Here is a 24,307-nt window from a genome sequence, read left to right on the forward strand (position 1 = left end):
GCCCCTGTTCCACTTTGATATGTACCGCCTGGGCAGTGCAGATGAGCTCTTTGAGATCGGCTGGGAAGACTATCTGGCCCGGGGCGGCGTGTGCGCGGTGGAGTGGAGCGAGAATGTGGAGAACGCTCTGGAGGAGGATACCATTCGGGTGGATATCCGTCGGGGCGATACCGACCAGCAGCGGCGCATCTCGATCCAGGGCGGACCGACCCTGGAAAACTAAGAAGAAAAGGGTATGATACCATGAAAATATTGGCTTTGGAATCATCCGCCGTGGCCTGCTCCGCGGCCTTGTGGGGGGAGGAGGGGCTCATCGCCCAGAACTTTCAGCAAAGCGGCCTGACCCACAGCCGCACCCTGCTGCCTATGGCCCACGATCTGCTGAAAAACTGTGGGGTCAATCTGTCCCAGGTGGATGTGATCGCTGTGGCGGCAGGTCCCGGCTCCTTCACCGGACTGCGGATCGGAGTGGCTACCGCAAAGGGACTGGCCTGGGGAGAGGACAAGGACTGCGCTGCCTGCTCTACCCTGGAGTCCATGGCTTGGCCGCTGGCTTTCTATCCGGATGCCGTGATCGTTTGCGCCATGGATGCCCGGCGCAAGCAGGTGTACAACGCCCTGTTCCAGACGAATGGGGAGAAGCTGGAGCGCCTGTGCCCTGACCGGGCCATCGGCCTGGAGGAACTGGGGGAAGAACTGAAAAAAATCGAAAAACGAAAAATAGTCGTTGGAGACGGGGCCAAGCTGTGCTATAATACCCTAAGAAGTCAGGGAATCGATCTGGAGCTTGCCCCTGAGGCTCTGCGGCAGCAGAGCGCATGGGGGGTGGCCCGGGCCGCGGTAGAGCAGATCCAAGCCGGAGCCCTGGTGAAAGGAAAAGACCTGGTGCCTGTCTACCACCGCCTGTCTCAAGCTGAGCGGGAACGGCTGGAGCGGCAGGGCCACAGTACACAAAAATAAAGGGGTTTTTGAGATGTTTGACAGCAAAGTACATGTTTTGGACCATCCGTTGCTGCAGCACAAGCTGAGCATCCTGCGGGATGAGCGTACCGGGGTCAAGGAGTTCCGGGAGATCGTCTCTGAGATCGCTGCCCTGGAGTGCTATGAGGCTACCCGGGATCTGCCCCTGGAGGATGTAGAGATCAAGACCCCCGTGGCTACCGGCACCTTCAAGCAGCTGGCGGGCAAGAAGCTGGCCATCGTCCCCATCCTGCGCGCCGGCCTGGGCATGGTGGACGGTATCCTGAATCTGATCCCCTCCGCTAAGGTGGGACACATCGGCCTGTACCGGGATCCCGAGACCCATCAGCCTGTGGAGTATTACTGCAAGATGCCCTCTGATATTGCTGATCGGGATGTGATTGTGCTGGATCCCATGCTGGCTACCGGTGGCTCCGCCTCCGCTGCCATTACCTTCCTGAAGGGCTATGGCTGCAAGCACATCAAGCTGATGAACATCCTGGCTGCCCCCGAGGGGATTGAAGTGATTCGCCGGGACCATCCCGACGTGGAGATCTATGTGGCTGCGGTGGATGAGAAGCTCAACGAGCACGCCTATATTGTTCCCGGCCTGGGCGACGCAGGCGACCGGATCTTTGGCACGAAGTAAGAAGTAAGAGGGAAACAGGAAAAGAGACTTTCCCGCCGCGTCGCCCAGAAGCGCGCCCTTTGGCGCGTCCAAGCGTTTTTACCTTTGGTAAAAACCTTGCCACAGGGACAATTTATTTGTCCCGAGGATTAAAAAACTGGGGTCCCCGCACGGCGTAAGCCGGGTGGGGTGACGCAGGCGACCGGATCTTTGGCACGAAGTAAGGAAAAAGTAATTTTTGCGGCAGGGCAAAAAAGGCTTGCATTGCTGGAAAAATTGTGATATCATCTTTTAGTCTGAAATAACGGGCGATCCTCTGCCTGCGCTCCGCACAGGGGTGCGGACATCCGATTTGGAAGCGGCAAGAACGCCTATACAACAGGAGGAAATGACAATGGATTTGATGCAGGCTTTTACTCAGAAGCACCTCAAGGCTGAGGCTCCCCAGGTTCAGGTGGGCGACACCATCCGTGTGCACCTGAAGGTTAAGGAAGGTAACCGTGAGCGTATCCAGGTCTTCGAGGGCACTGTGATCGCTAAGAAGCACGGCGGCATTGAGGAGACCTTCACCGTCCGCCGCATCTCCTATGGCATCGGCGTGGAGAAGGTGTTCCCTGTCCACTCCCCCGCCATCGAGAAGATCAAGCTGGTGCGTCACGGCAAGATCCGCCGCGCCAAGCTGTACTACCTGCGCGGCCGCGTGGGCAAGGCAGCCAAGATCAAGGAGGCCCTGTAATCCAAGTGCGAGAAAGGAGCGGTGCAAAACCGCTCCTTTTTTCGTAGCTGACGGTAGGAGGAACGAGCGATGAATATACAGTGGTACCCCGGGCATATGACCAAGACCCGGCGGCAGATCGAGGCCGATCTGAAAAACGTAGATATTGTAGTGGAGATCATTGACGCCCGCATCCCCATCTCCAGCCGCAACCCGGACATTGACGCCATCTGCGCCGGAAAGCCCCGTCTGGTGATCCTGAACCGGGCAGATCAGGCTGACCCCGCCCAGAACAAAGCCTGGGGGGAGTGGTTCCGGAAGCGTGGCTGTTCCGTGCTGGAGACCGACGCCAAGACCGGCAAGGGAGTGGGCCAGTTCTCCGCGGTAGTTCAGAATGTGCTGAAGGACCAGATTGCCCGCTGGCAGGAGCGCGGCCTGGTAGGCCGTCCGGTGCGGGCCATGATCGTGGGTGTGCCCAATGTGGGCAAGTCCACCTTTATCAATAAGGTAGCCAAACGGAAGACCGCCAAGGCGGGCGACCGGCCCGGCGTGACCCGGGGCAAGCAGTGGGTCACTGTGGACCGGGGTCTGGAACTGCTGGATACTCCCGGCATCCTGTGGCCCAAGTTTGAGGACGAGGAGATCGGCCTGCGCCTGGCCTTTACCGGAGCAGTGAAGGATGAGATCATGGATGTGGAGACCCTGGGCTGCCATCTGATGACCTTTTTGGCCACCTACTATCCCGACGCCCTGGCCGCAGGCTATAAGCTGCCCGCCGTGCCGCAGCGGGAAGAGGAAGAAAACGATGTGGCCTACGGCTACCGTCTGCTGGAGACCTGCGCCCAGAAGCGGGGCATGCGGATCTCCGGAGGTGAATTTGATACCGAGCGCATGGCCCGGGTGCTGCTGGATGAGTACCGAGGTGGCAAGCTTGGACGCTTTACTCTGGAACAGACCCAAGAGAATTGACCTTTCGTCTCGTTGAGACAGGGGAGAGGAGGAAGAAGACGATGGCAGGCTGGGATTATGAGACGCAGGCCCGGGAGAAGGGCTATACCGCTGTGTGCGGCTGCGATGAGGCGGGCGCTGGCCCGCTGGCCGGCCCGGTGTATGCGGGCGCGGTGATCTTGCCCTTTGGGGTAGAGATTCCGGGGCTGGATGACTCTAAGAAGCTGACAGAGAAGCGCCGTGAAGCACTTTTCCCTGTCATTCAGGAGCTGGCTTTGGCCTGGGCGGTCGCCAAGGTGGATGCGGAGGAGATCGACCGCACCGACATCCTCAGCGCCCGGATGAAGGCCATGCAGTTGGCCATTGATGCGCTGGAGGTTCCCGCCGACTTTGCCCTGGTGGACGGGAACCGGGACCATGGAAAGACGGCGGCGGTAACGACACCTCATCTCTGCGTTGTAAAGGGAGATTCCTTGTCTGTGTCTATCGCAGCAGCGTCCATCCTGGCCAAAGTGAGCCGTGACCACTGCATGATGGAGATGGCCCAGATGTATCCCGAGTACGCCTTTGAGAAGCACAAGGGGTACGGAACAAAGCTCCATTATGAGCGCCTGCGGGCTTATGGCCCCAGTCCCATCCACCGCCGTTCCTTTTTAAAGAACCTGTGAGCGGGCAGGAGAGCCGCCTGCTGGGCAGGTGGGGGGAGGCCCTGGCAGCCGACTTTTTGCGGCAGCGGGGATATGAGATCGTGGCTGCGGGTTGGCGGTGCCGGTTTGGAGAACTGGATTTGGTTGCCCAGGACAGAAACTATTTGTGTTTTGTAGAGGTGAAGCTGCGCCGCAGCGCCGCCTTCGGCACCGCGGCGGAGTTTGTGGATCCGCGCAAGCAGCAGCGTCTGCGCACCACCGCCCAGCTTTATCTTCAGCAAAATCCTACACAGCTTCAGCCCCGCTTTGATGTCATCGAGGTACTGGCGCCCCAGGGAATGGATACAAGAGCTCCCAAAATACGACATCTTGCGGACGCTTTTTGAAAAAATTCTAAATGAAGTGTCAGCTTTTCTGCTGTGGAACTTGACCTGCCCGGAGAAAACTGGCATAATAATAGCTTAGAAAACCGTTCTCCGGTTCCCTGCCGGAGGCAATCCTTAAAAAGATTGGAAGGAATCACCATGCAATACATCAGCACAAGAGACCGGGAACAGCAGTTCTCCGCCTCCCAGGCCATTGCCAAGGGTCTGGCTGACGACGGTGGTCTGCTCACCCCCGTGTATCTGCCCAAGCTGCCCCGCCGCGCTCTGGAGGAGCTGAAGGACATGTCCTATCAGCAGCGGGCAGTGTATGTGATGAAACTGTTTTTGGATGAGTTCACAGTAAAGGAGCTCACCGACTTTGCCAATGCGGCCTACGGTCCGGAGAAGTTTGACACTCCCGCTGTGGCCCAGGTGCGCGGCCTGGACAGCAACACCTTCTGCCTGGAGCTGTGGCACGGTCCCACCTGCGCCTTTAAGGACATGGCCCTGCAGATGCTGCCCCACCTGCTCACCGCCTCTCTGCGCAAGCAGGAGGAGGAGAAGACGGTTTGCATCCTGGTGGCCACCTCCGGCGACACCGGCAAGGGCGCTCTGGAGGGCTTCAAGGATGTGGACCACACCCGTATCCTGGTGTTCTATCCCAAGGACGGCGTGTCCGCCATCCAGGAGCTGCAGATGGTCACCCAGGAGGGCGGCAACGTAGGCGTGTGCTCCGTGGTGGGCAATTTCGACGATGCCCAGACCGGCGTGAAGAAGCTCTTCTCCGATGAGAAGCTGCGCCAGGAGCTGGCCCAGCGGGGCTTCTTCCTCTCCTCGGCCAACTCCATCAACTGGGGCCGGGTGCTGCCTCAGATCGTCTACTACATCTCCGCCTACTGCGACCTGGTGCGGGACGAGAAGATCCAGCTGGGCGACCCCATCAATGTGTGCGTGCCCACCGGAAACTTCGGCAACATCCTGGCTGCCTACTATGCCAAGGATATGGGCGTGCCCATCAACAAGCTCATCTGCGCCTCCAACAGCAACAACGTGCTTACCGATTTCCTGCGCACCGGCGTCTATGACCGCAACCGCACCTTTTATAATACTATGTCCCCCTCCATGGATATTCTGATCTCCAGCAATCTGGAGCGTCTGCTCTACGCCATCACCGGGGAGGACCAGCAGGTACGGGAGTACATGGATGAGCTGAACCGGAACGGCCGCTACGAGGTGAGCGAGCGGGTGAAGGAGAAGATCCAGCGCCTGTTTGTGGGTTACTGCTGCGACGATACGGTGACCCAGAAGGTCATCAGCACCATCTACCGCAGCTTTGACTACCTCATCGATCCCCATACTGCCGTGGGCTTCTCCGCTCTGACCCAGTACCGGGAGGAGACCGGGGACATGACCCCCACTGTGGTAGCTTCCACCGCCAGCCCCTTCAAATTCTGCGACAACGTGCTGGGCGCGCTGGGCGAGACCAATCTGCGGGATGGTCTGGATATTCTGGATCAGCTCAGCGAGAAGACTGGCCAGCCCGTTCCCGCTCCTCTGGCGGGCCTGCGTGGCAAGCAGCCCCGCTTCCAGCGCACCGAGGAGAAGGAGCACATGGTGGACGCGGTGCTGGACATGCTGAAATAAGGAAAAGGAGTTGCGTACATGGCCCTTTACGCCATTGGGGATACCCACTTGTCCCTGAGTGTGGACAAGCCGATGGATGTGTTCGGCGGAGGCTGGCGCGGCTACGTGGATAAGCTCAGGGAGGGCTTTTCCACCGTCAAGGCGGAGGACACCGTGGTTTTATGCGGAGATCTCTCCTGGGGCATGAGCCTGGAGCAGGCGGAGCAGGACTTCGCCTTTCTGGACGCCCTGCCCGGGCGGAAGATCCTGCTTAAGGGCAACCACGACTACTGGTGGACCACCGCGGCCAAAATGGAGCGCTTTTTTGCCGAGCATGGGTTTTCTACTCTGGAGATTCTGCACAACAACTGCCGCCTGTACGGCGAGCTGGCTCTGTGCGGCACCAGGGGATGGTTTTATGAGGAGGACCGTGGGGAGCACAGCGCGAAGATCTTTAACCGGGAGCTGATGCGCCTGGAGGCGTCGCTGAAAGCGGCAGGGGAGAGGGAGAAGTATTGCTTTCTCCATTACCCGCCTTTGTATCAGGGCTACCGCTGCCAGGAGATCCTGGACCTGCTGGAGGCCTATGGTGTGCGGCGCTGTTTTTACGGACATCTCCACGGCGGAAGCCACCGTCTGGCGATTTCCGGACAGGTCGGGAGCGTGGAATACCGCTTGATTGCAGCGGATTATCTGGGGTTCCGACCGGAAAAACTGCTTGATTAAGCAACAAAACCGAAAAAATGCGGAAATTTCCGAAATTTAGTCTGGTCAAACAGAGCGTTATCTGGTAAAATACCATGGCGAAAGTATACAAGGCGTCCTTAGGACCAATGGGTCCCGGGCGCTCACAGGAGGAAAAGTTACATGAAGGTCACCAACGTTGAGAAGAAAGAAAAGAGCACAGTGGAGCTGACCATCCAGGTGGAGGCCGGCGAGTTTGAGGCTGCCGTTCAGAAGGCTTATCTGAAGAACCGCAACCGCATCAGCGTCCCCGGCTTCCGTAAGGGCAAGGCCCCCCGGAAGATCATCGAGAGCATGTACGGCTCCGGCGTGTTTTATGAAGACGCCATCAACGATGTGTACCCCGGCGCCTATGAGGCTGCTGTGAAGGAGCAGGGCCTGGAGGATATGGGCCACCCTGTCATGGACATCGTGGAGGTGGGCAAGGACGGCCTGACCTTTACTGCTCTGGTCTCCGTGCGCCCCGAGGTGAAGCTGGGCCAGTATAAGGGCCTGCAGGCTCCCAAGACCTTTAATGAGGTCACCGATGCCGACATCGAGAATGAGCTGGAGCCCTATATCAAGCGTGCCACCCGTCTGGTGAGCGTGGAGCGTCCCATCTCCATGGGCGATACCGCTGTCATCGACTTCGAGGGCTTTGACAATGGCAAGCCCTTCGAGGGCGGCAAGGGCACCGATTACAGCCTAGAGATCGGCTCCGGCTCCTTCGTGCCAGGCTTTGAGGATCAGCTCATCGGCCTGAGCGTGGGCGATGAGAAGGATCTGGACATCACCTTCCCCGAGGACTACGTGAAGGATCTGGCCGGCAAGGCTGTGGTGTTCCACGTGAAGGTCAAGGAGGTCAAGGAGTCCCAGATCCCCGAGGTGGACGACGAGTTCGCCAAGGACGTGTCTGAGTTTGAGACCCTGGCCGACTTCAAGAAGGATCTGGGCGAGAAGCTCAAGCAGCGCCGTGAGGCCCAGGCTGAGAGTGCTTTCGAGAGCGCCGTTCTGGAGCAGCTCATCGACAACCTGGAGGCTGAGATCCCCGACGGTATGGTGGAGACCCAGCTGGACAAGGTGATGGACGAGTACGCCATGCGTATGCAGAGCCAGGGCATGGCCATGAACGACTATCTGAAGATGATGGGCATGACTCCCGAGATGATGCGTGCTTCCACCAAGCCCTCCGCTCTGCGTCAGGTGCAGCTGGAGCTGGCTCTGGATGCCGTGGCCGCTGCCGAGAACATGGAGATCACCGACGAGGACTGCGCCAAGGAGATCACCAAGCTGGCCAAGCAGTACAACATCACCGAGGATCAGGTGAAGGCCGCTCTCTCCATGGATATGCTCAAGCACGACCTGCGCCTGCAGAAGGCCAACGACTTCGTCGTGGCTCAGGCTGTGGTGGGCGAGGCCCCCAAGAAGGAGGCCGCCGAGGAGAAGGCTGAGAAGCCCAAGCGTACCCGCAAGAAGGCTGCTGAGGAGAGCGCCGAGGGCGAGGAGAAGCCCAAGCGCACCCGCAAGAAGAAGACCGAGGAGAGCACTGAGGAGCCCAAGGCGGAGTAAAATCCAGCTTGATATCCACCCGGGGCGGCAGAAATTGCCGCCCCGGGCGTGTGTGCGTTATGGCAGGGGAGACCGGGAAGCCCGCAGAGGAAGCATAAATTCTAAAAAAGGAATCATGTTCCAATTTTGCGGGCATACTTTGGTATCACTGTTTTGAAAAGGAGTCATTCCCATGAGTTTAGTTCCTTATGTAGTAGAGCAGACCAACCGGGGCGAGCGGTCCTATGACATCTTCTCCCGCCTGCTCAATGACCGCATCATTTTCCTGTCTGAGGAAGTCAACGACACCACTGCTTCTCTGGTAGTGGCCCAGCTGTTGTACCTGGAGAGCCAGGACCCGGACAAGGACATTCAGTTCTACATCAACAGCCCCGGCGGCTCCGTCACTGCGGGCATGGCCATCTATGATACCATGCAGTATGTCAAGTGCGACGTGTCCACCATCTGCATCGGTCTGGCCGCCAGCATGGGAGCGTTCCTGCTCTCCGCCGGCGCCAAGGGCAAGCGTCTGGCTCTGCCCAACTCCGAGATCATGATCCACCAGCCCTCCGCCGGTACCCAGGGTCAGATCACCGATATGGCCCTGCACCTGAAGCGGTTGGAAGTGGTGAAGAAGCGCATGAACCGCATCCTGGCTGAGAACACCGGCAAGAGCATCGAGCAGGTTACTGCCGACTGTGAGCGGGACAACTTCATGTCTGCCCAGGAGGCCCTGGAGTACGGACTCATCGACCGGGTGATCGAGAAGCGGTGAGAAACCAGCGCGCACCGCAGTTTGGGTGCGCACCAGGTATCACAGAGAATTTGAGGTAATAGTTTCATGGCAAAAAACGACGAAAAGCGGTCTGTCCGCTGTTCCTTCTGCGGAAAGCATCAGGATCAGGTGCGCCGCCTCATCGCCGGGCCTGGCGCTTATATCTGCAATGAGTGTGTGCAGCTGTGCATGAGCATCCTGGAGGACGAGGGAGAGCTGACCCAGGAGGCGCTGGAGAGCGCAATCCCTGACGCCATCCCCACACCCCGGGAGATCCACGCTGTGCTGGACCAGTATATCATCGGCCAGGAGAAGGCTAAGGTGGCCATGTCTGTGGCGGTGTACAACCACTATAAGCGCATCTACTTCGGTGGAGCGGAGGATGTGGAGTTGCAGAAGAGCAACATCCTGCTCATGGGCCCCACCGGCTGCGGCAAGACTCTGTTTGCCCAGACCCTGGCCCGGGTGCTGAAGGTGCCCTTCGCCATCGCCGACGCTACCACTCTCACCGAGGCGGGCTACGTGGGCGACGACGTGGAGAACATCCTGCTGCGTCTGGTCCAGGCCGCTGACTACGACATTGAGCTGGCCGAGCGGGGCATCATCTATATTGATGAGATGGATAAGATCGCCCGTAAGAGCGAGAACACCTCCATCACCCGCGACGTGTCCGGCGAGGGTGTCCAACAGGCGCTGCTGAAGATCCTGGAGGGTACCGTAGCCAATGTGCCTCCTCAGGGCGGCCGGAAGCACCCCCACCAGGAATTTATCCAGATCGACACCAAGAACATTCTGTTCATCTGCGGTGGTGCCTTTGACGGCATCGATAAGATCATCGAGAGCCGCCTGGATAAGCGCTCTCTGGGCTTTGGCGCTGAGATCCAGAGCAAGAAGGAGCGCAACGTAGGCGAGCTCATGAAGGAGATCCAGCCTCAGGACCTGCTGAAGTTCGGCATCATCCCCGAGCTGGTGGGCCGTATGCCCATCATCACTACGCTGGAGTCTCTGGACCGGGATCAGATGATGCAGATCCTCACCGAGCCCAAAAACGCTCTGGTGAAGCAGTATCAGAAGCTGATGGAGTACGACGACGTGGAGCTGGAGTACACCCACGATGCCCTGGAGGCGGTGGCCGACCGGGCCGTGGAACGGGGCATCGGCGCCCGTGGCCTGCGGGCCATTCTGGAGGAGGTCATGACCCAGGTCATGTACGATGTGCCCTCCGACCCCACCATCGCCAAGGTGACCATCAACGCCGCCTGTGTCAAGGACGGAGCCGAGCCGGAGATCCTCCGGGATCCCCAGCGCACCCAGCGCCCGCCCTTGGGAAAAGCGTCTCTGCACGCAGAGCGGGGCGGACTGCCCGGTACCCACGCTGGCTGACGAACACAGTAACAGCCCCGCGGTCCCCGGAAAACGGCGGGCCCGGGGCTGTTTTATCTTATGACAGGGGAGCTTTCTCCTGTGAAATACCCCTAGAGAGGAAGTGATTTTCATGGAAAAGGACTGGACGACCCAGCAGGTCGAAACCATGCCTGTGATTGCCCTGCGGGGCCTGACGATTTTTCCCAATGCGCTGATCCACTTTGACGTGGCCCGGGAGATTTCCATCAAAGCCCTGGAGGAGGCCATGACCGCCGGCTCGCCGGTGTTCCTGGTTGGCCAGAAAGATCTGGCCGTGGAGAAGCCGGAAGCAAAAGACCTTTACACTGTCGGCACCGTGTCCAAGGTGCGGCAGATCCTGCGCATGCCCGGAGATAACGTTCGGGTGATGGTGGAGGGCCTGTGCCGAGGCAGCCTGGATGAGCTTAAGCGCACCAGCCCCTATCTGGAGGCGGTGGTGCGCACCATCCCCGCAGAGAAGGCGGGCAACAACTCCGCCAAAACGGAGGCCCTCATCCGTTCCACTTACGAGATGTTCCAGCAGTACACCGAGCTGGCCCCCAAGACGGCCCCCGATCTGCTCATCAACGTGCTGGCCAGCGAGGACCCCGGGTACATTGCCGACTTTATTGCCCAGAACATCGCCATGCGCAACAGCGACAAGCAGGCGGTGCTAGAGGAGCTGCGCCCGGTGCGCCGTCTGGAGCGGCTGTACCGCCTGCTGTGCCGTGAGGTGGAGATCCTGGGTCTGGACATGGAGATCCAGAACCGGGCACGGGAGCAGATGTCGGACAACCAGCGGGACTACTACCTTCGGGAGCAGCTCAAGGCCATTCAGGCCGAGCTGGGCGAAGGGGAGGGGGGCGCGGACTCCGAGCTGGGCGACTACCGCAAGAAGATCGCTCAGGCCAAGCTGCCCGACGATGTGCGGGAGCGGCTGGAGAAGGAAGTAAGCCGCCTTGCCAAGCAGCCCTACGGCTCCTCCGAAGCCACCGTCATGCGTAACTACCTGGATGTTTGCCTGGAACTGCCCTGGGGCAAGAAGACCAAGGAGAAGATCAGCGTGGAGAGTGCCCGAAAGGTGCTGGACCACGACCATTTCGGCCTGGAGAAAGTGAAGGAGCGGGTGCTGGAATTTCTGGCTGTGCGCCAGATCACGCCTGACTTGAAGGGGCAAGTGATTTGCCTTGTCGGACCTCCCGGCGTCGGCAAGACCTCCATCGCCATGTCGGTGGCCCGTGCCCTGCACCGTAAGCTGGGCCGGATCTCTCTGGGCGGCGTCAGCGACGAGGCCGAGATCCGGGGTCACCGTAAGACCTATGTGGGCTCCATGCCCGGCCGAATTATCAGCGCCATCAACCAGGCGGGCAGCTGCAACCCTCTGCTGCTGTTGGACGAGATCGACAAGATGGGCAGCGACCACCGGGGCGACCCCGCCGCCGCCCTGCTGGAGGTGCTGGACGTAGAGCAGAACAGCACCTTCCGGGACAACTTCCTGGAGGTGCCCTTCGATCTGTCCGACGTTCTCTTTATCACCACTGCCAACACCACCGAGACCATTCCCCGTCCTCTGTTGGACCGTATGGAGGTCATTGAGCTTCCCAGCTACACCGACGAGGAAAAGCTGCAGATTGCCAAGCGCCACCTGTTGCCCAAGGAGATGAAGCGCCACGGGCTGAACAAAACTCAGCTCAAGGTGTCTGACGGCGCCATCCGGGAGCTGATCGCCTCCTATACCCGGGAGTCGGGCGTGCGCGTGCTGGAGCGGAATCTGGGCAGTCTGTGCCGCAAGGCGGCTATGAAGCTGGTGTCCGAAGATGTAAAGCAAGTCCGCATTACAGATAAGGACCTGAAAAATCTGCTGGGTGCTCCCAAGTACTACCCCGAGCGGCAGGTGCTGGAGGAGCGTGTGGGCGTGGTCAACGGACTGGCCTGGACTTCCGTGGGCGGCGAGCTGCTGGAGGTAGAGGTCAACGTGGTGCCCGGCTCGGGCAAGGTGGAGCTCACCGGCAACCTGGGCGACGTGATGAAGGAGTCGGCCCATGCCGCCCTCAGCTTCATCCGCAGCCAGGCCGACCGCTTGGGCATCCCCGCCGACTTCTACAAGGAGAAGGACATCCACGTCCATTTCCCCGAGGGCGCTGTGCCTAAGGACGGCCCCTCTGCCGGTATTGCTATCACCACCGCTATGGTGTCCGCCCTCACTGGGGCTCCTGTGCGCCGCGGCATCGCCATGACCGGCGAGGTGACCCTGCGTGGTCGGGTGCTGCCTATCGGCGGTCTGCGGGAGAAGACCATGGCCGCCCTGCGCAACGGCATCCAGACGGTGATTATCCCCGCTGACAACGAGAAGGACCTGGACGAGATCGACCAGACCGTGCGCAATGCTCTGAACTTTGTGCTGGTGGATCAGGCGGAGCAGGTGCTGGCCCAGGCCATTCTGCCCCCCGGGGGCGCGCTGGAGCGGGACAAGGCTCTGGACGCCAAGCTGCCCGATTCTCAGGGCCGGGGGCACGCCCGCCTGCGGCAGTAAGGAGGAGCAATATGGCCATCAATCTGCAAAAGGCGGAGTTCATTCTCTCCGCCGTGGCACCGAAGTTTTTCCTGCGGGATGGACTGCCCCAGGTGGCCTTTTCCGGCCGTTCCAACGTTGGTAAGTCCTCGGTCATCAACCGCCTGCTCAACCGGAAAAATTTCGCCCGGGTGGGCGCCGCGCCTGGCAAGACCACCCAAATCAACTATTTTAAAATTGACAACGCCTTCTACCTGGTGGACCTGCCCGGCTACGGATACGCCAAGGTGTCCAAGGCCGAGCGGGACCGCTGGGGCAAGCTGATGGAGAGCTACTTTGCCGACCCGGAGCTGATGACGCTGGGCGTGATGATCGTAGATTCCCGGCATAAGCCCACGGCGGACGACTGCACTATGGCCCGGTGGTACCGGGAGGCGGGCTGCCCCTTTGTGGTGGTGGCCAATAAATTGGACAAGCTGAAAAAGAGTCAGGTGGAGCCCAACCTCCAGGTGATCCGGGAGACCCTGGAGCTGGGGGAGGGGGATGTAGTCATCCCGTTCTCCGCAGAGAAGGGCACCGGACGCCAGGAACTGGTGAGCGCCATCCTGGCCAGCGTGGAGGGCCGCAAGACCCCGGGCGCTTGTCAAGGGGAGCAAAACTTGGTATAATCCCAATATTAACTCTCCATTCGATGTTTTTCTCTGGCGGAAGGAAAGGTTCAATCATGGGTGCGCTGACGGAATTTTCAAACCATATGGACTGGCAGGGAATGCTCATGTTTCTGATGAGCGCCGTGGCCTGTCTCATCTGCCTGACCATCCACGAGCTCTCCCACGGGCTGATCGCCCGGCAGCTGGGGGACCCGACCGCCAAAGTGAATGGGCGGCTTACCCTCAACCCTCTGGCCCACATCGACTGGGTGGGTCTGTTTCTGCTGCTGACCGTAGGGGTAGGCTGGGCCAAGCCTGTGCCGGTGGATATGCGCAACTTCCGCAATCCCAAAGCGGGCATGGCGGCTACCGCTCTGGCGGGCCCCATCTCCAATTTCCTGTTGGCCCTGGTGTGCATCAGTCTTGGTGGCTTTGTGCTGCGGGATGGCATGGGAAGGGTCTGGTCGGCCTATGTGCTGCTGTTTTTATGCCAGCTGGCGGTGCTCAATGTGGGACTGGGGGTATTTAACCTTATCCCCATCCCGCCGCTGGACGGCTCCCGGGTGGTGAGCGCCTTTCTGCCCGACCGGGCCTACCTGTGGCTTATGAGGCGGGAGCGGTTTCTCATTGTGGCGGTGGTGCTGCTGGCCTGGTCCGGCCTGCTGGGCGGGCCTTTGGAGGCTGCCATCGCCTGGGTATTGAAGGCCATGTGCCATGTGGCCGGATTCCCCTTTGCCATCATGGAATTCTACTTCTTCTAAGGGAGGGGCGGGATTGGACAGTCCCATCTATCATTTGCAAGGGGTGGTCAAGGACCGCTCCGAGGATCTGCAGGACTTTGTGGGGCCTTTGGACCTGATTTTGCACCTGCTGAGCAAAAACAAAATGGAGATCAAGGACATCCAGATCTCCCTGATCTTGGACCAATACCTGGCCTGGATGAACCAGCGCAAGCAGCTGGATCTGGAGGTGGCCAGTGAGTTTGTTACCATGGCCTCCCATCTGGTGTATATCAAGACCCGGATGCTCCTGTCCATCCACGACGAGGAGGCCATGAGCGAGATGGAACAGCTCATTGCCACCCTGGAGGCCCATCAGCGCAACGAAAACTATCTGAAAATCAAAGAGATCGTCACCCTACTGGACCAGCAGTTCAGCTATGGCCGGGATTTTATCACAAAGACCCCCGAGGCCATCCAGCCCGACCGGGCCTACCGCTACATCCACCCAAAGGAGGATCTGCGGAAAGCCATGGGGGATGTTCTGGCCCGCTCGGACAACAAGCTGCCCCCGCCGGTGGCAGCCTTTCAGGGCATTGTGGGCCGGGAGCCCTATCCGGTGGCCGAGAAGGCCGCCGAAATCATTCAGCGGCTGGTTCATCTGGGGGTCACCCGGTTCCGCGCCCTGTTCCGGGGCAACCGGAGCCGCTCGGAGGTGGTGGCCACCTTCATTGCGGTGCTGGAGCTGTGCAAGGCCCACCGCCTGCGTCTGGCGGGCACCGAGGAGGACTGTACCGTCACCTGCATTCAGGGGGAAGAGGCCCAGCCTCTGGATATTACCGCCGATGCACCGGAGGAATAAGGGGGGAGAGCCATGGAAGTGAAGGAATTGGAGGCCGCGCTGGAGGGCATCCTGTTTGCAGCGGGAGAGCCGGTCGGCGTGGAGCGGCTGTGCCTGAGTTTGGAGACCGACCGGCCGACCCTGGACGCGGTGGCCCGCCAGCTCATGGACCGCTACCGCTATGAGCGCCGGGGCATCCGCATTGTGCGTATGGACGCCAGCTATCAGATGTGCTCCGCCCCGGAGTATGCCCCCTATATCCGCAAGACCCTGGAGGGGCGCAAGCCGCCCCGCCTGTCCCAGCCTGCCCTGGAGGTCCTGGCCATCATCGCCTATTACCAGCCGGTGACCCGTGCCTATGTGGATCAGATCCGAGGGGTGGACAGCGCCTATACCGTAGGTCTGCTGCTGGAGCGGGAGCTGATTGAAGAGAGCGGCCGCCTGGCTGTGCCGGGCCGACCGATTTTGTACCGCACCACGAAAAATTTCCTGCGCTCCTTTGGCATGGCCTCTCTGGAGGAGCTGCCTCCGCTGCCGGATGGCTCTCAGGAAGGCAGCCAGATGACCCTGGAGCTGGAACAGGCGGTGGAGCGCCTGCGGGCTGAGGAGGCCGGGGAAGCGGCCCCGGAAGAGGAAAAATGACCGGCTGGATCATTGCCGGAGCGGTGGTCCTGCTGATTTGGCTCATTGGCCGTATTCCGCTGGGGGCAGGAGTCTCCCGCACCCGGGAGGAAGGAAACCGGATCTGGCTGCAGCTGGGTCCGGCCAGCATCACGCTCTATCCCCGGCCAAAAAAGACCCCGACAAAACCGGCCAAAGAGAAAAAAAGCAAACCGGCTAAGGAGAAAAAGCCCAAAAAAGAGGGCAAGCCCCGAAAGCCCTTTACCCGGGAGCAGATCGTCACATTGGTGCGGCGGTTTCTTTCCCTGGCTCTGGAGGCGGCAGGGAGCTTCCGGCGCAAGCTGTGTATCGATGTGCTGGAGCTGGACCTGATCGTGGGCAGCCCTGACCCGGCGGACGCGGCTATGGACTACGGCAAGGCCAGCGCGGCGCTGGGCGCCCTGTGGGGACCGCTCAACGAGGCGTTTCGGGTAAAAGATGGCCGAGCCCGAGTAGATGTGGACTTTCAGCAGGAGCACTGGGCTGTTTGGGGCCGGCTCCAGATGACCCTGACAATCGGACAGCTGGTATGGCTGGGCCTGCGCTACGGCGCGGCAGCCCTGAATATTTTGCGGGAGACCCGCAGAGACACAAATGACGCAGAGAAAGGCGGTCGCAACGATGGAAAAGCAGCATCCTCTTAATGATCTTATGAGTGTGGCGGCGGACAAGCTCCGCGCCCTGGCCGACTCCAACACCGTGGTGGGTCAGCCCATTCAGGCGGGGGATGTGACCCTCATTCCCGTATCCCGCCTGTCCTTCGGCATCGCCAGCGGCGGTACGGAGTACTCTACCAAAAAGCAGGCCGTGGGAGGCGACAACGCCTTCGGCGGCGGCACCGGAGCCAGCGGCAAGGTGGACCCGGTAGCGTTTCTCATCGTGCGGGGTGACAGCGTCAAGTTGCTACCCGTGATGCCCCCGCCCGCTACTACCCTGGATCGGGTGATCGAGACCGTGCCCGAGGTAGTGGACAAGGTCACCGACTTTATTGACAAGCAGCAGGCCAAGTCAGCCGCCAAGGCGGAGACCGATCTGGCCGACTGATTCGCGCTTTTTTCAGCGCCGCTGCAAGAAACGGAGAAAACCGGTCATCCTAACCCCAGAGATCCGAAAGGAGGAGATGGGGTTGAGAAGAGGAACGGGAGTGCTGTTGGCAGCGGCGCTGTGTTTTGCCCTGCTGCCCCGAGCGGATGCAGCGGAGGTAACCGTTTCGGCCCAGAGCGCGGTGCTCATGGAGGCGGAGAGCGGCCGGGTGCTGTACGCCAAGGACGCGGACACCCCCCGGCTCATTGCCAGCACCACCAAACTGATGACCGCCCTGGTGGCCCTGGAATCAGGGCACAGTCTGGAGGAGGTCGTGACCATTCCGGCTGAAGCGGCCGGGGTAGAGGGTTCCTCCCTCTATCTAAAGGCGGGAGAAACTGTAAAGCTGAAAACCTTGCTATATGGTATGCTGCTTCAATCGGGCAACGATGCGGCTACTGCAGTGGCCCTCTACTGCGCCGGCAGCCTGGAGGCCTTTGCCCAGAAGATGAACGAGAAAGCACAGCAGCTGGGCATGACCAACAGCCATTTTACCAACCCCACCGGGCTGGACGGGGAGGAGCACTACTCCTCGGCCTACGACATGGCTCTGCTGGCCAGGGCCTGCCTGGATGTGCCGGAGCTGAAGGAAATCACGGCCACCCGTTCCACCACCATGGAGGGGCGAACCTTTGTTAACCACAACAAGCTTCTCTGGCGCTATGAGGGGTGCGTGGGGATGAAGACGGGCTACACCCAGGCGGCGGGGCGCACCCTGGTGTCGGCGGCGGAGCGGGACGGTATGACCCTCATTGCCGTCACCCTCAACGCGCCCAGCGACTGGGCGGACCACGCCGCCATGCTGGACTACGGGTTTGCAAACTACCAGATGGAAGAGGCGGTGACGGCGGGACAGAGCCTGTGCAGCCTGCCTGTCTCCGGCAGCTTAGTGCCCTTTGTTTCTCTAAAAGCGGAGGAGACCCTGCGCTGGCCGGTGGGGCCGGGCGAGAGCCTGGAGACGCGCCTGGAACTGGGCGGCCTCACCAGCCTGGAGGCTCCGGTGCAGGCGGGCGTGCCCATGGGGCGGGTAGAGGTGCTGCTGAACGGGGAAGTGGTGGGAGAGAGCGATCTCTCCTGTGCCATTGCGGTCCATCGGGACCGACAGGAGCATACCGGATGGCTGGATTGGCTGTTTGGATAAACAGATGAAACAAGAAAGGGGCGGTCTCCTTGGAGGAACGGCTGCAAAAATTGATTTCCCAGTGCGGATTGGCTTCCCGCCGTACGGCGGAGGAGTGGATCACAGCGGGACGGGTAACGGTAAATGGCCTTCCGGCTCAGCTGGGAGACCGGGCCGACCTGGACCGGGATCGGGTAGAGGTGGACGGCCGTCCTCTGCGGGGGGGCAGCCCCCGTACATACCTCATGCTCAACAAACCCAGGGGCTACGTGACCACGCTGTCTGATGAGAAGGGGCGCAAAACGGTGGCCGCTCTGGTGTCGGGCTGCGGAAAGCGGGTCTGGCCGGTGGGACGGTTGGACCTGGACTCCGAGGGGCTGCTGCTCATGACCGACGATGGGGAGCTGACCAACAGTCTGCTCCATCCCAGCCATCAGGTGGAAAAGGAATATCTGGTGTGGGTGACCGGGAATGTGGAAACAGCCCTGCCCATTCTGTCCGGACCTATGGAGCTGGACGGAGAGCCGCTGGCTCCGGCCAAGGTAGCCCGGGGCCGGGAGAGCGGCGGGGTGACCCAGCTGTCCATTACCATTTATCAGGGGAAAAACCGCCAGGTGCGGCGGATGTGCGCCCAGGCGGGACTGGAGGTCACACGGCTCAAACGTATCCGGGAGGGACAGGTGTCCCTGGACCGGAAGCTCAAGCCGGGACAGTGGCGGCCGCTGACCGCCCAGGAACTGGCGGCTCTGCGGAAGCATTTGTAATATCTTGGGAAAATGCAGGCAAATTTTTGCAAGATTCCAGCGCGGACTTGCAAAAATGGCTTGCATTTTTTTCTTGGAACCGTTATGATAGAGGATGGGAATTTTGCCGTTTCCCGGCATCCTTTCCCGGAAAACTCCCTGGTTGGCCGCCAAGAGCGGGGCGGGCAGAGCGGGGAGAGAGACAGACGGCTTCTTCCATGCAGGAAGGGGCCTACATTGTCAGGAGATGAAGGATTATGAATCGGGATATTCTGGCCGTGATCCAGGAAAATATGAATACCTTCTCCAAGGGGCAAAAACGCATTGCCAACTATATCTTGGAGTCTTACGATAAGGCGGCCTTTATGACCGCCAGCCGTCTGGGCAAGCGGGTGAATGTGAGCGAGTCCACCGTGGTCCGCTTCGCCGCAGAGCTGGGCTATGACGGCTACCCCAGCATGCAAAAGTCCTTGCAAAAAATGATCCGAAACCGGCTCACGTCGGTGCAGCGCATCGAGGTGGCCAATGACCGCATCGGCGACCAGAATGTGCTGGACATGGTCCTCCAGTCGGATATTGAGAAGATTCGTCTCACCCTGGAGGATATCGACCGGGACAGCTTTGACAAGGCTACCGATGCCATCGTGGCCGCCCGGCGCATCTACATCATCGGTGTGCGCTCCTCTGCGGCTATCGCTACCTTCCTTGGCTTCTATTTCAATCTGCTGTTTGATAACGTGGCCATGATCACCGCCAACACCCCCAGCGAGGTCTTTGAGAGCCTGCTGCGGGTAGGGGAGGGGGACGTGGTCGTCGGCATCAGCTTCCCCCGGTATTCCAGCCGGGCGGTGCAGGCCATGAACTTTGCCCGGGATCGGGGCGCTACTACCATCGCCATCACCGACAGCGATGCCTCGCCCCTGGCCGTCAGCTCCAAGTACACCCTGAAGGCCCGCAGCGATATGGCTTCCTTTGTGGACTCTCTGGTGGCTCCCCTCAGCTTGGTCAATGCCCTGCTGGTGGAGGTCAGCCGGAAGAAAAATGAGGATCTGTCCAAGACCTTCCAGACGTTGGAGCAGATCTGGGAGGAGTACGGGGTCTATCAGAAGGCTCAGGACGACCAGGTATGACAGATGTATTGGTAATTGGCGGCGGAGCCGCAGGAATGATGGCGGCCCTGGCCGCCGCAGATCAGGGTGCCCAGGTGTGCCTGCTGGAGCGCAACCCCAAGGTGGGGCGCAAGCTGTATATTACCGGCAAGGGCCGGTGCAACGTGACGAACCACTGCGGCGTGGAGCAGGTGCTTGCCAGCACCCCCCGAAACAGCCGCTTTCTCTACGGGGCCATGACCCGCACACCGCCTCAGTGGGTGGAGAACTTCTTTGAGGAGCTGGGCGTGCCCCTGAAGGTGGAGCGGGGAAACCGGGTTTTTCCCCAGTCTGACCGCTCTGCGGATATCATTGACGCATTATTCCGCGCTCTCCAGCGCCGCAAGGTGCCCATCCTCCAGGACCGGGTCCTGGAGCTGCGTCCTCAAGAGGACGGCTCCTTCACTGCGGTGGGAGAGGGAGGCGAATATTCCGCCCGGACGGTGGTGCTGGCCACCGGAGGGGCGTCCTACCCCGCAACCGGCTCCACCGGAGACGGCTACACTATGGCTGAGGCCCTGGGGCATACCATTGTCCCGGCCAAGCCCTCTCTGGTGCCTTTGGAGGCGGAGGAGTCTTTTTGTGCCCAGATGCAGGGCCTGGCCCTGAAAAATGTGGTGCTGAAGGTCAAAAACAAAAAGAAAAAAGTGATCTTCCAGGAGCAGGGGGAACTGCTGTTCACCCACTTCGGCATGTCAGGTCCCCTGGTGCTCAGCGCCAGCGCCCACATGCGGGACTTTGAGAAGGACCAGTACACCTGCGTCATTGACCTCAAGCCCGCTCTGGATGAGGAGAAGCTGGACCAGCGTCTTTTGCGGGAGCTGGGTGAGAACGCCAACCGGGACATGCACAATCTGCTGGGTGCTCTGGCGCCCCGGCTGTTGGTGCCTGTGCTGCTGGAACTGACTCAAATTCCCGGAAACCGGAAGGCCCACGATGTGACCCGTCAGGAGCGCCGGCGGCTGCTGGAGACCCTGAAGGGGCTTACCATCCACGTAAAAGGTCCCCGCCCCATTACCGAGGCGATTGTCACCTCCGGCGGGGTGAAGGTGGGGGAGGTAGACCCCAAGACCATGGAGTCCAAGAAAGTTCCCGGGCTGTATCTGGCCGGAGAGCTGCTGGACGTGGACGCCTACACAGGAGGCTTCAATCTCCAGATCGCCTGGGCCACCGGCCGCTGCGCAGGAGAGAGCGCGGCCCATGCGGCTCAGGAAACCGGAGAAGAAAACGCATAGGGAGAGAGAACTATGGAAAATCGCAGTATCGCCATCGACGGCCCCGCCGGGGCAGGGAAGAGTACCCTGGCCCGAGCGCTGGCCAAAGAGATCGGCTATCTGTATGTGGACACCGGAGCCATTTACCGCACGGTAGCCCTTCGCTGCAAGCAGGAAGGAGCCGATCCCTCTGATCCGGAGCAGGTAGCTCCGCTGCTGGAGGGACTGGACCTTCGTATGGCTTACGGGGAAGACGGTGTACAGCATATGTACTTGTCGGGCAAGGATGTGTCCGAGGACATCCGGCACCATGAGATTTCCGGCATGGCCTCCCAGGTGGCCGCCCTGCCCCAGGTGCGTGCCTTCCTGCTGGACTTCCAGCGCCGCCAGGCTCAGGAGCACGACGTGGTCATGGACGGGCGGGACATCGGCACGGTGGTGCTGCCCCATGCCGGGGTGAAGATCTTCCTCACGGCCGATCCCGAAGCCCGTGCCCGCCGCCGCTGTCTGGAGCTGGAGATGCGGGGGGAGAAGGCGGAATTTTTTGAGATCCTCCACGATATCCAGCAACGGGATTATCAGGATGCCCACCGGGAAGTGGCTCCCCTGCGTCAGGCCGAGGACGCGGTGCAGCTGGATACCACCCATCTGGATCTGAAGGGCAGCCTGGAGGCCTTGATCAATCTGGTAAGGGAGAGAATCGCCCTGTGAGTATGGAAACGATTTATCGGCTGCTGTACTGCATTGTAAAGCCATTTTTCTGTCTGTGCCACCCGGTGCGGTCCGTTGGCCGGGAGAATATCCCGGAGGGGGCCGTGGTGCTGTGCGCTAACCACACCGCCCTGACCGATCCACTGTTTGTCTGCTTTGCAGCAAAGATGCGCTACCAGATCCGGCCCATGGCCAAGATCGAGTTGTCCCGGGTGCCCCTGATCGGCTGGCTGCTGGGCAAGGCTGGGGTCATCTATGTGGACCGCGGCCACGCCGATGTCAAGGCGGTCAAATCCGCTCTTGCCTGCCTGAAGGGAGAGGGCAAGCTGCTGATTTTCCCCGAAGGGACCCGAGTCCATGAGGGGGAGGATGTGGCGGCCAAGGGGGGCGTGGCCCTGTTTGCCACCCGCACGGGAAGCCCCATCCTGCCGATATATGTCACCCGGAAAAAGCCCTGGTTCCGGCCTACTACGGTGGTCTTCGGACAGCCCTTCCATCCCCAGATCGCGGGGCGGAAAGCGACCGCGGAGGAGCTGGACCAGATCACCCATACCGTGATGGACCAGATCCACCAGCTGGGGGAGGGGTTGGAATGAAAATCCGTCTGGCCAAGTCCGCCGGCTTTTGCTACGGTGTGAAGCGGGCGGTGGAGCTGGCTGAGTCAGCCGCCCAGTCCGGAGAGCCCTGTGTCATGCTGGGCTATATCATCCACAACAGCGATGTGGTGGACCGCCTGGCCAGCCAGGGCGTGAAGGTAGTAGAGGATCCCGACCAGGTGCCCCAGGGGTGCGGCGTAATCATCCGCTCCCACGGGGAGAGCCGGGAGACCTATGAGCGCCTGGAGAAGCGGGGAGCCCGCATTCTGGACGCCACCTGCCCAAACGTCAAGCGTATCCATCAGATCGTTTCCCAGGCGGAGGAGCAGGGGAGACAGCCGGTGATCATCGGCACGCCCCATCATCCGGAAGTGACTGCCATTGCTGGCTGGTGCAGCCATCCGGTGGTGCTCTCCGGCGCCCAGGAGCTGGAAGCGTGGCTCCAGGAGGACGAAAACAGGAAAAATCTTCCGCTGACTTTTGTCTCTCAAACCACCTCTACCAGAAAAATCTGGGACGGGTGCGTGAAAAAAGCAAAAAAAGAGTGTACAAACGCGGAATTTTTTGATACAATATGCGGAGCGACATCGAAACGCCAGGAGGAAGCCCATCAGTTCGCCGCGCAGTGCGACAAAATGGTGGTCATCGGCGACGGTAAAAGCTCCAACACCAAACGCTTGGCGGAGATTTGCCGGGAGTCCTGTCCGGATGTGCAGCTCATTGAGCGCGCAGCGGACCTGGATTTAAGCCGGCTGGCCCAGGCAGAAGTTGTCGGCATCACGGCGGGTGCTTCGACTCCCGCGTGGATAATAAAGGAGGTCTGTGACAAAATGAGCGATGAAATCATGGAGATCGAAAAATCCTTTGCGGAGCTGCTGGAGGAGTCGATCAAAACTTTGAATACGGGGGATAAGGTAACTGGTACTGTGGTTGCGATCACACCCACTGAGATCCAGGTTGATCTGGGCACCAAGCACGCCGGTTATATTCCCGTATCCGAGCTGACTGATGATCCCACTGCCAAGGTGGAGGATCTGGTCAAGGTCGGCGACGAGATCGAGACCTTTGTGGTCCGCGTCAACGACCAGGAGGGTGTTGTCACCCTGTCCAAGAAGCGCCTGGACGTTGTCAAGGGCTGGGAGGAGATTGAGACCGCCCGTGAGAACGAGACCGTGCTGGAGGGCGTGGTCACTGAGGACAACAAGGGCGGCGTGGTCGTGTCCGTGAAGGGCATCCGCGTGTTCGTTCCCGCTTCTCAGACTGGTCTGCCCCGCGAGACCCCCATGAGCACCCTGCTCAAGCAGAAGGTGCGCCTGGTGATCACCGAGGTCAACCGTGCCCGCCGCCGCGTGGTGGGTTCCATCAGCCGCGTGCTGCGCGCTGAGCGTGCTGCCGCCGCCGAGAAGGTCTGGGCCGAGATCGAGGACGGCAAGCGTTATACCGGTACCGTGAAGTCCCTGACTTCTTACGGCGCCTTCGTGGACATCGGCGGCGTGGACGGCATGGTCCACATCTCCGAGCTGTCTTGGTCCCGCATCAAGCACCCCTCTGAGGTGGTGAAGGTGGGCGACACCGTGGACGTGTATGTCATCTCCGCTGACCCCGAGAAGAAGAAGATCTCTCTGGGCATGAAGGATCACAGCCAGGATCCCTGGACTGTCTTCACCAGCACCTATCAGGTGGGCGACGTGGCCAACGTTCGCATCGTGAAGCTGATGACCTTCGGCGCCTTCGCCGAGATCGTTCCCGGCGTGGACGGCCTGATCCACATCTCCCAGATCGCCGATCACCGCATCGAGAAGCCCGGCGACGTGCTGGCTGAGGGCGATAAGGTGGACGTGAAGATCACCGACGTGGATATGGAGAACAAGAAGGTCTCCCTGTCCATCCGCGCTCTGCTGGAGGCTGCTCCCGCTGAGGAGGAGCCCGAGGTGGAGGAGTAATCCTCATACGCTCAAGCGCTGTATCCGAACCATCGGATGCAGCGCTTTTTTA

Annotated in this window: 26 protein-coding genes; all 26 read left to right on the forward strand. The window is 60.5% G+C overall.

Translation table 11 applies throughout. The features are described 5' to 3' along the window. On the forward strand, positions 1-223 hold a 223-nt coding region (locus ACLTXB_RS11455), incomplete at its 5' end, for a tRNA (adenosine(37)-N6)-threonylcarbamoyltransferase complex ATPase subunit type 1 TsaE (RefSeq protein WP_428227076.1). A gap of 20 nt (positions 224-243) precedes the next feature. Next, positions 244-960, forward strand: a complete 717-nt coding sequence (gene tsaB / locus ACLTXB_RS11460) for a tRNA (adenosine(37)-N6)-threonylcarbamoyltransferase complex dimerization subunit type 1 TsaB (protein WP_428227077.1) — start codon at positions 244-246, stop codon at positions 958-960. Between the two features lie 13 nt (positions 961-973). After that, a complete protein-coding gene (gene upp, locus ACLTXB_RS11465; RefSeq protein ID WP_008980571.1) occupies positions 974-1,609 on the forward strand; it encodes a uracil phosphoribosyltransferase in 636 nt (211 codons plus the stop codon). A 373-nt stretch (positions 1,610-1,982) separates the two neighbouring features. Then, positions 1,983-2,324, forward strand: coding sequence for a 50S ribosomal protein L19 (gene rplS / locus ACLTXB_RS11470; RefSeq protein WP_428227078.1), 342 nt, complete (start codon positions 1,983-1,985; stop codon positions 2,322-2,324). Positions 2,325-2,393: 69 nt separating this feature from the next. Continuing rightward, entirely contained in the window at positions 2,394-3,272 is an 879-nt protein-coding gene (gene ylqF / locus ACLTXB_RS11475) for a ribosome biogenesis GTPase YlqF (RefSeq protein WP_428227079.1), read from the forward strand. Further along, positions 3,269-3,919 (forward strand): ribonuclease HII, encoded by a 651-nt coding sequence (locus ACLTXB_RS11480; RefSeq protein WP_428227080.1) that lies wholly within the window; start codon positions 3,269-3,271, stop codon positions 3,917-3,919. The genes ylqF and ACLTXB_RS11480 overlap by 4 nt, the downstream gene beginning before the upstream one ends. Continuing rightward, the gene (locus ACLTXB_RS11485; protein WP_428227081.1) at positions 3,916-4,284 is read left to right on the forward strand and encodes a YraN family protein; all 369 of its coding nucleotides are present in this window, start codon (positions 3,916-3,918) and stop codon (positions 4,282-4,284) included. Before ACLTXB_RS11480 ends, ACLTXB_RS11485 begins: the two co-directional genes overlap by 4 nt. Positions 4,285-4,422: 138 nt before the next feature. After that, entirely contained in the window at positions 4,423-5,907 is a 1,485-nt protein-coding gene (gene thrC / locus ACLTXB_RS11490; protein ID WP_428227082.1) for a threonine synthase, read from the forward strand. A gap of 18 nt (positions 5,908-5,925) precedes the next feature. Then, a complete protein-coding gene (locus tag ACLTXB_RS11495; protein WP_008980575.1) occupies positions 5,926-6,612 on the forward strand; it encodes a metallophosphoesterase in 687 nt (228 codons plus the stop codon). Positions 6,613-6,753: 141 nt separating this feature from the next. Next, positions 6,754-8,178, forward strand: a complete 1,425-nt coding sequence (gene tig / locus ACLTXB_RS11500) for a trigger factor (RefSeq protein ID WP_428227083.1) — start codon at positions 6,754-6,756, stop codon at positions 8,176-8,178. A gap of 172 nt (positions 8,179-8,350) precedes the next feature. Beyond that, on the forward strand, positions 8,351-8,932 hold the full coding sequence (clpP, locus tag ACLTXB_RS11505) for an ATP-dependent Clp endopeptidase proteolytic subunit ClpP (RefSeq protein ID WP_008980577.1): 582 nt from the start codon (positions 8,351-8,353) through the stop codon (positions 8,930-8,932). A 66-nt stretch (positions 8,933-8,998) separates the two neighbouring features. Then, on the forward strand, positions 8,999-10,315 hold the full coding sequence (gene clpX, locus ACLTXB_RS11510) for an ATP-dependent Clp protease ATP-binding subunit ClpX (RefSeq protein ID WP_428227084.1): 1,317 nt from the start codon (positions 8,999-9,001) through the stop codon (positions 10,313-10,315). A 112-nt stretch (positions 10,316-10,427) separates the two neighbouring features. Then, the gene (lon, locus tag ACLTXB_RS11515; protein ID WP_428227085.1) at positions 10,428-12,848 is read left to right on the forward strand and encodes an endopeptidase La; all 2,421 of its coding nucleotides are present in this window, start codon (positions 10,428-10,430) and stop codon (positions 12,846-12,848) included. 11 nt (positions 12,849-12,859) lie between these two features. Further along, positions 12,860-13,495 carry a ribosome biogenesis GTP-binding protein YihA/YsxC gene (yihA, locus tag ACLTXB_RS11520; protein ID WP_428227086.1) on the forward strand — a complete coding sequence of 212 codons (636 nt, stop codon included), beginning with the start codon at positions 12,860-12,862 and terminating at the stop codon, positions 13,493-13,495. A 56-nt stretch (positions 13,496-13,551) separates the two neighbouring features. Then, positions 13,552-14,238: a site-2 protease family protein gene (locus tag ACLTXB_RS11525; protein WP_428227087.1), complete on the forward strand. Its 687-nt coding sequence runs from the start codon at positions 13,552-13,554 to the stop codon at positions 14,236-14,238. 13 nt (positions 14,239-14,251) lie between these two features. Further along, positions 14,252-15,058 (forward strand): segregation and condensation protein A, encoded by an 807-nt coding sequence (locus ACLTXB_RS11530; RefSeq protein WP_428227088.1) that lies wholly within the window; start codon positions 14,252-14,254, stop codon positions 15,056-15,058. Positions 15,059-15,070: 12 nt separating this feature from the next. Further along, complete coding sequence (gene scpB / locus ACLTXB_RS11535; protein ID WP_008980583.1) at positions 15,071-15,679, forward strand: SMC-Scp complex subunit ScpB; 609 nt, start codon at positions 15,071-15,073, stop codon at positions 15,677-15,679. Beyond that, positions 15,676-16,341 (forward strand): DUF2953 domain-containing protein, encoded by a 666-nt coding sequence (locus ACLTXB_RS11540; RefSeq protein ID WP_428227089.1) that lies wholly within the window; start codon positions 15,676-15,678, stop codon positions 16,339-16,341. Before scpB ends, ACLTXB_RS11540 begins: the two co-directional genes overlap by 4 nt. Then, positions 16,319-16,741, forward strand: coding sequence for a GerW family sporulation protein (locus tag ACLTXB_RS11545; RefSeq protein WP_008980585.1), 423 nt, complete (start codon positions 16,319-16,321; stop codon positions 16,739-16,741). Before ACLTXB_RS11540 ends, ACLTXB_RS11545 begins: the two co-directional genes overlap by 23 nt. Positions 16,742-16,817: 76 nt before the next feature. Beyond that, positions 16,818-17,921: a serine hydrolase gene (locus tag ACLTXB_RS11550; protein ID WP_428227090.1), complete on the forward strand. Its 1,104-nt coding sequence runs from the start codon at positions 16,818-16,820 to the stop codon at positions 17,919-17,921. Positions 17,922-17,950: 29 nt separating this feature from the next. Then, positions 17,951-18,664, forward strand: a complete 714-nt coding sequence (locus ACLTXB_RS11555) for a pseudouridine synthase (RefSeq protein WP_428227091.1) — start codon at positions 17,951-17,953, stop codon at positions 18,662-18,664. A gap of 236 nt (positions 18,665-18,900) precedes the next feature. Continuing rightward, on the forward strand, positions 18,901-19,773 hold the full coding sequence (locus tag ACLTXB_RS11560) for a MurR/RpiR family transcriptional regulator (RefSeq protein WP_008980588.1): 873 nt from the start codon (positions 18,901-18,903) through the stop codon (positions 19,771-19,773). Further along, positions 19,770-21,026, forward strand: coding sequence for an NAD(P)/FAD-dependent oxidoreductase (locus ACLTXB_RS11565; protein WP_428227092.1), 1,257 nt, complete (start codon positions 19,770-19,772; stop codon positions 21,024-21,026). The genes ACLTXB_RS11560 and ACLTXB_RS11565 overlap by 4 nt, the downstream gene beginning before the upstream one ends. A gap of 12 nt (positions 21,027-21,038) precedes the next feature. Next, positions 21,039-21,716 carry a (d)CMP kinase gene (cmk, locus tag ACLTXB_RS11570; RefSeq protein WP_008980590.1) on the forward strand — a complete coding sequence of 226 codons (678 nt, stop codon included), beginning with the start codon at positions 21,039-21,041 and terminating at the stop codon, positions 21,714-21,716. Between the two features lie 2 nt (positions 21,717-21,718). Next, positions 21,719-22,312, forward strand: a complete 594-nt coding sequence (locus ACLTXB_RS11575) for a lysophospholipid acyltransferase family protein (RefSeq protein WP_428227093.1) — start codon at positions 21,719-21,721, stop codon at positions 22,310-22,312. Beyond that, positions 22,309-24,255: a bifunctional 4-hydroxy-3-methylbut-2-enyl diphosphate reductase/30S ribosomal protein S1 gene (locus tag ACLTXB_RS11580; protein ID WP_008980592.1), complete on the forward strand. Its 1,947-nt coding sequence runs from the start codon at positions 22,309-22,311 to the stop codon at positions 24,253-24,255. The genes ACLTXB_RS11575 and ACLTXB_RS11580 overlap by 4 nt, the downstream gene beginning before the upstream one ends. Positions 24,256-24,307: the final 52 nt, after the last annotated feature.

The organism is Flintibacter sp. (assembly GCF_046973065.1).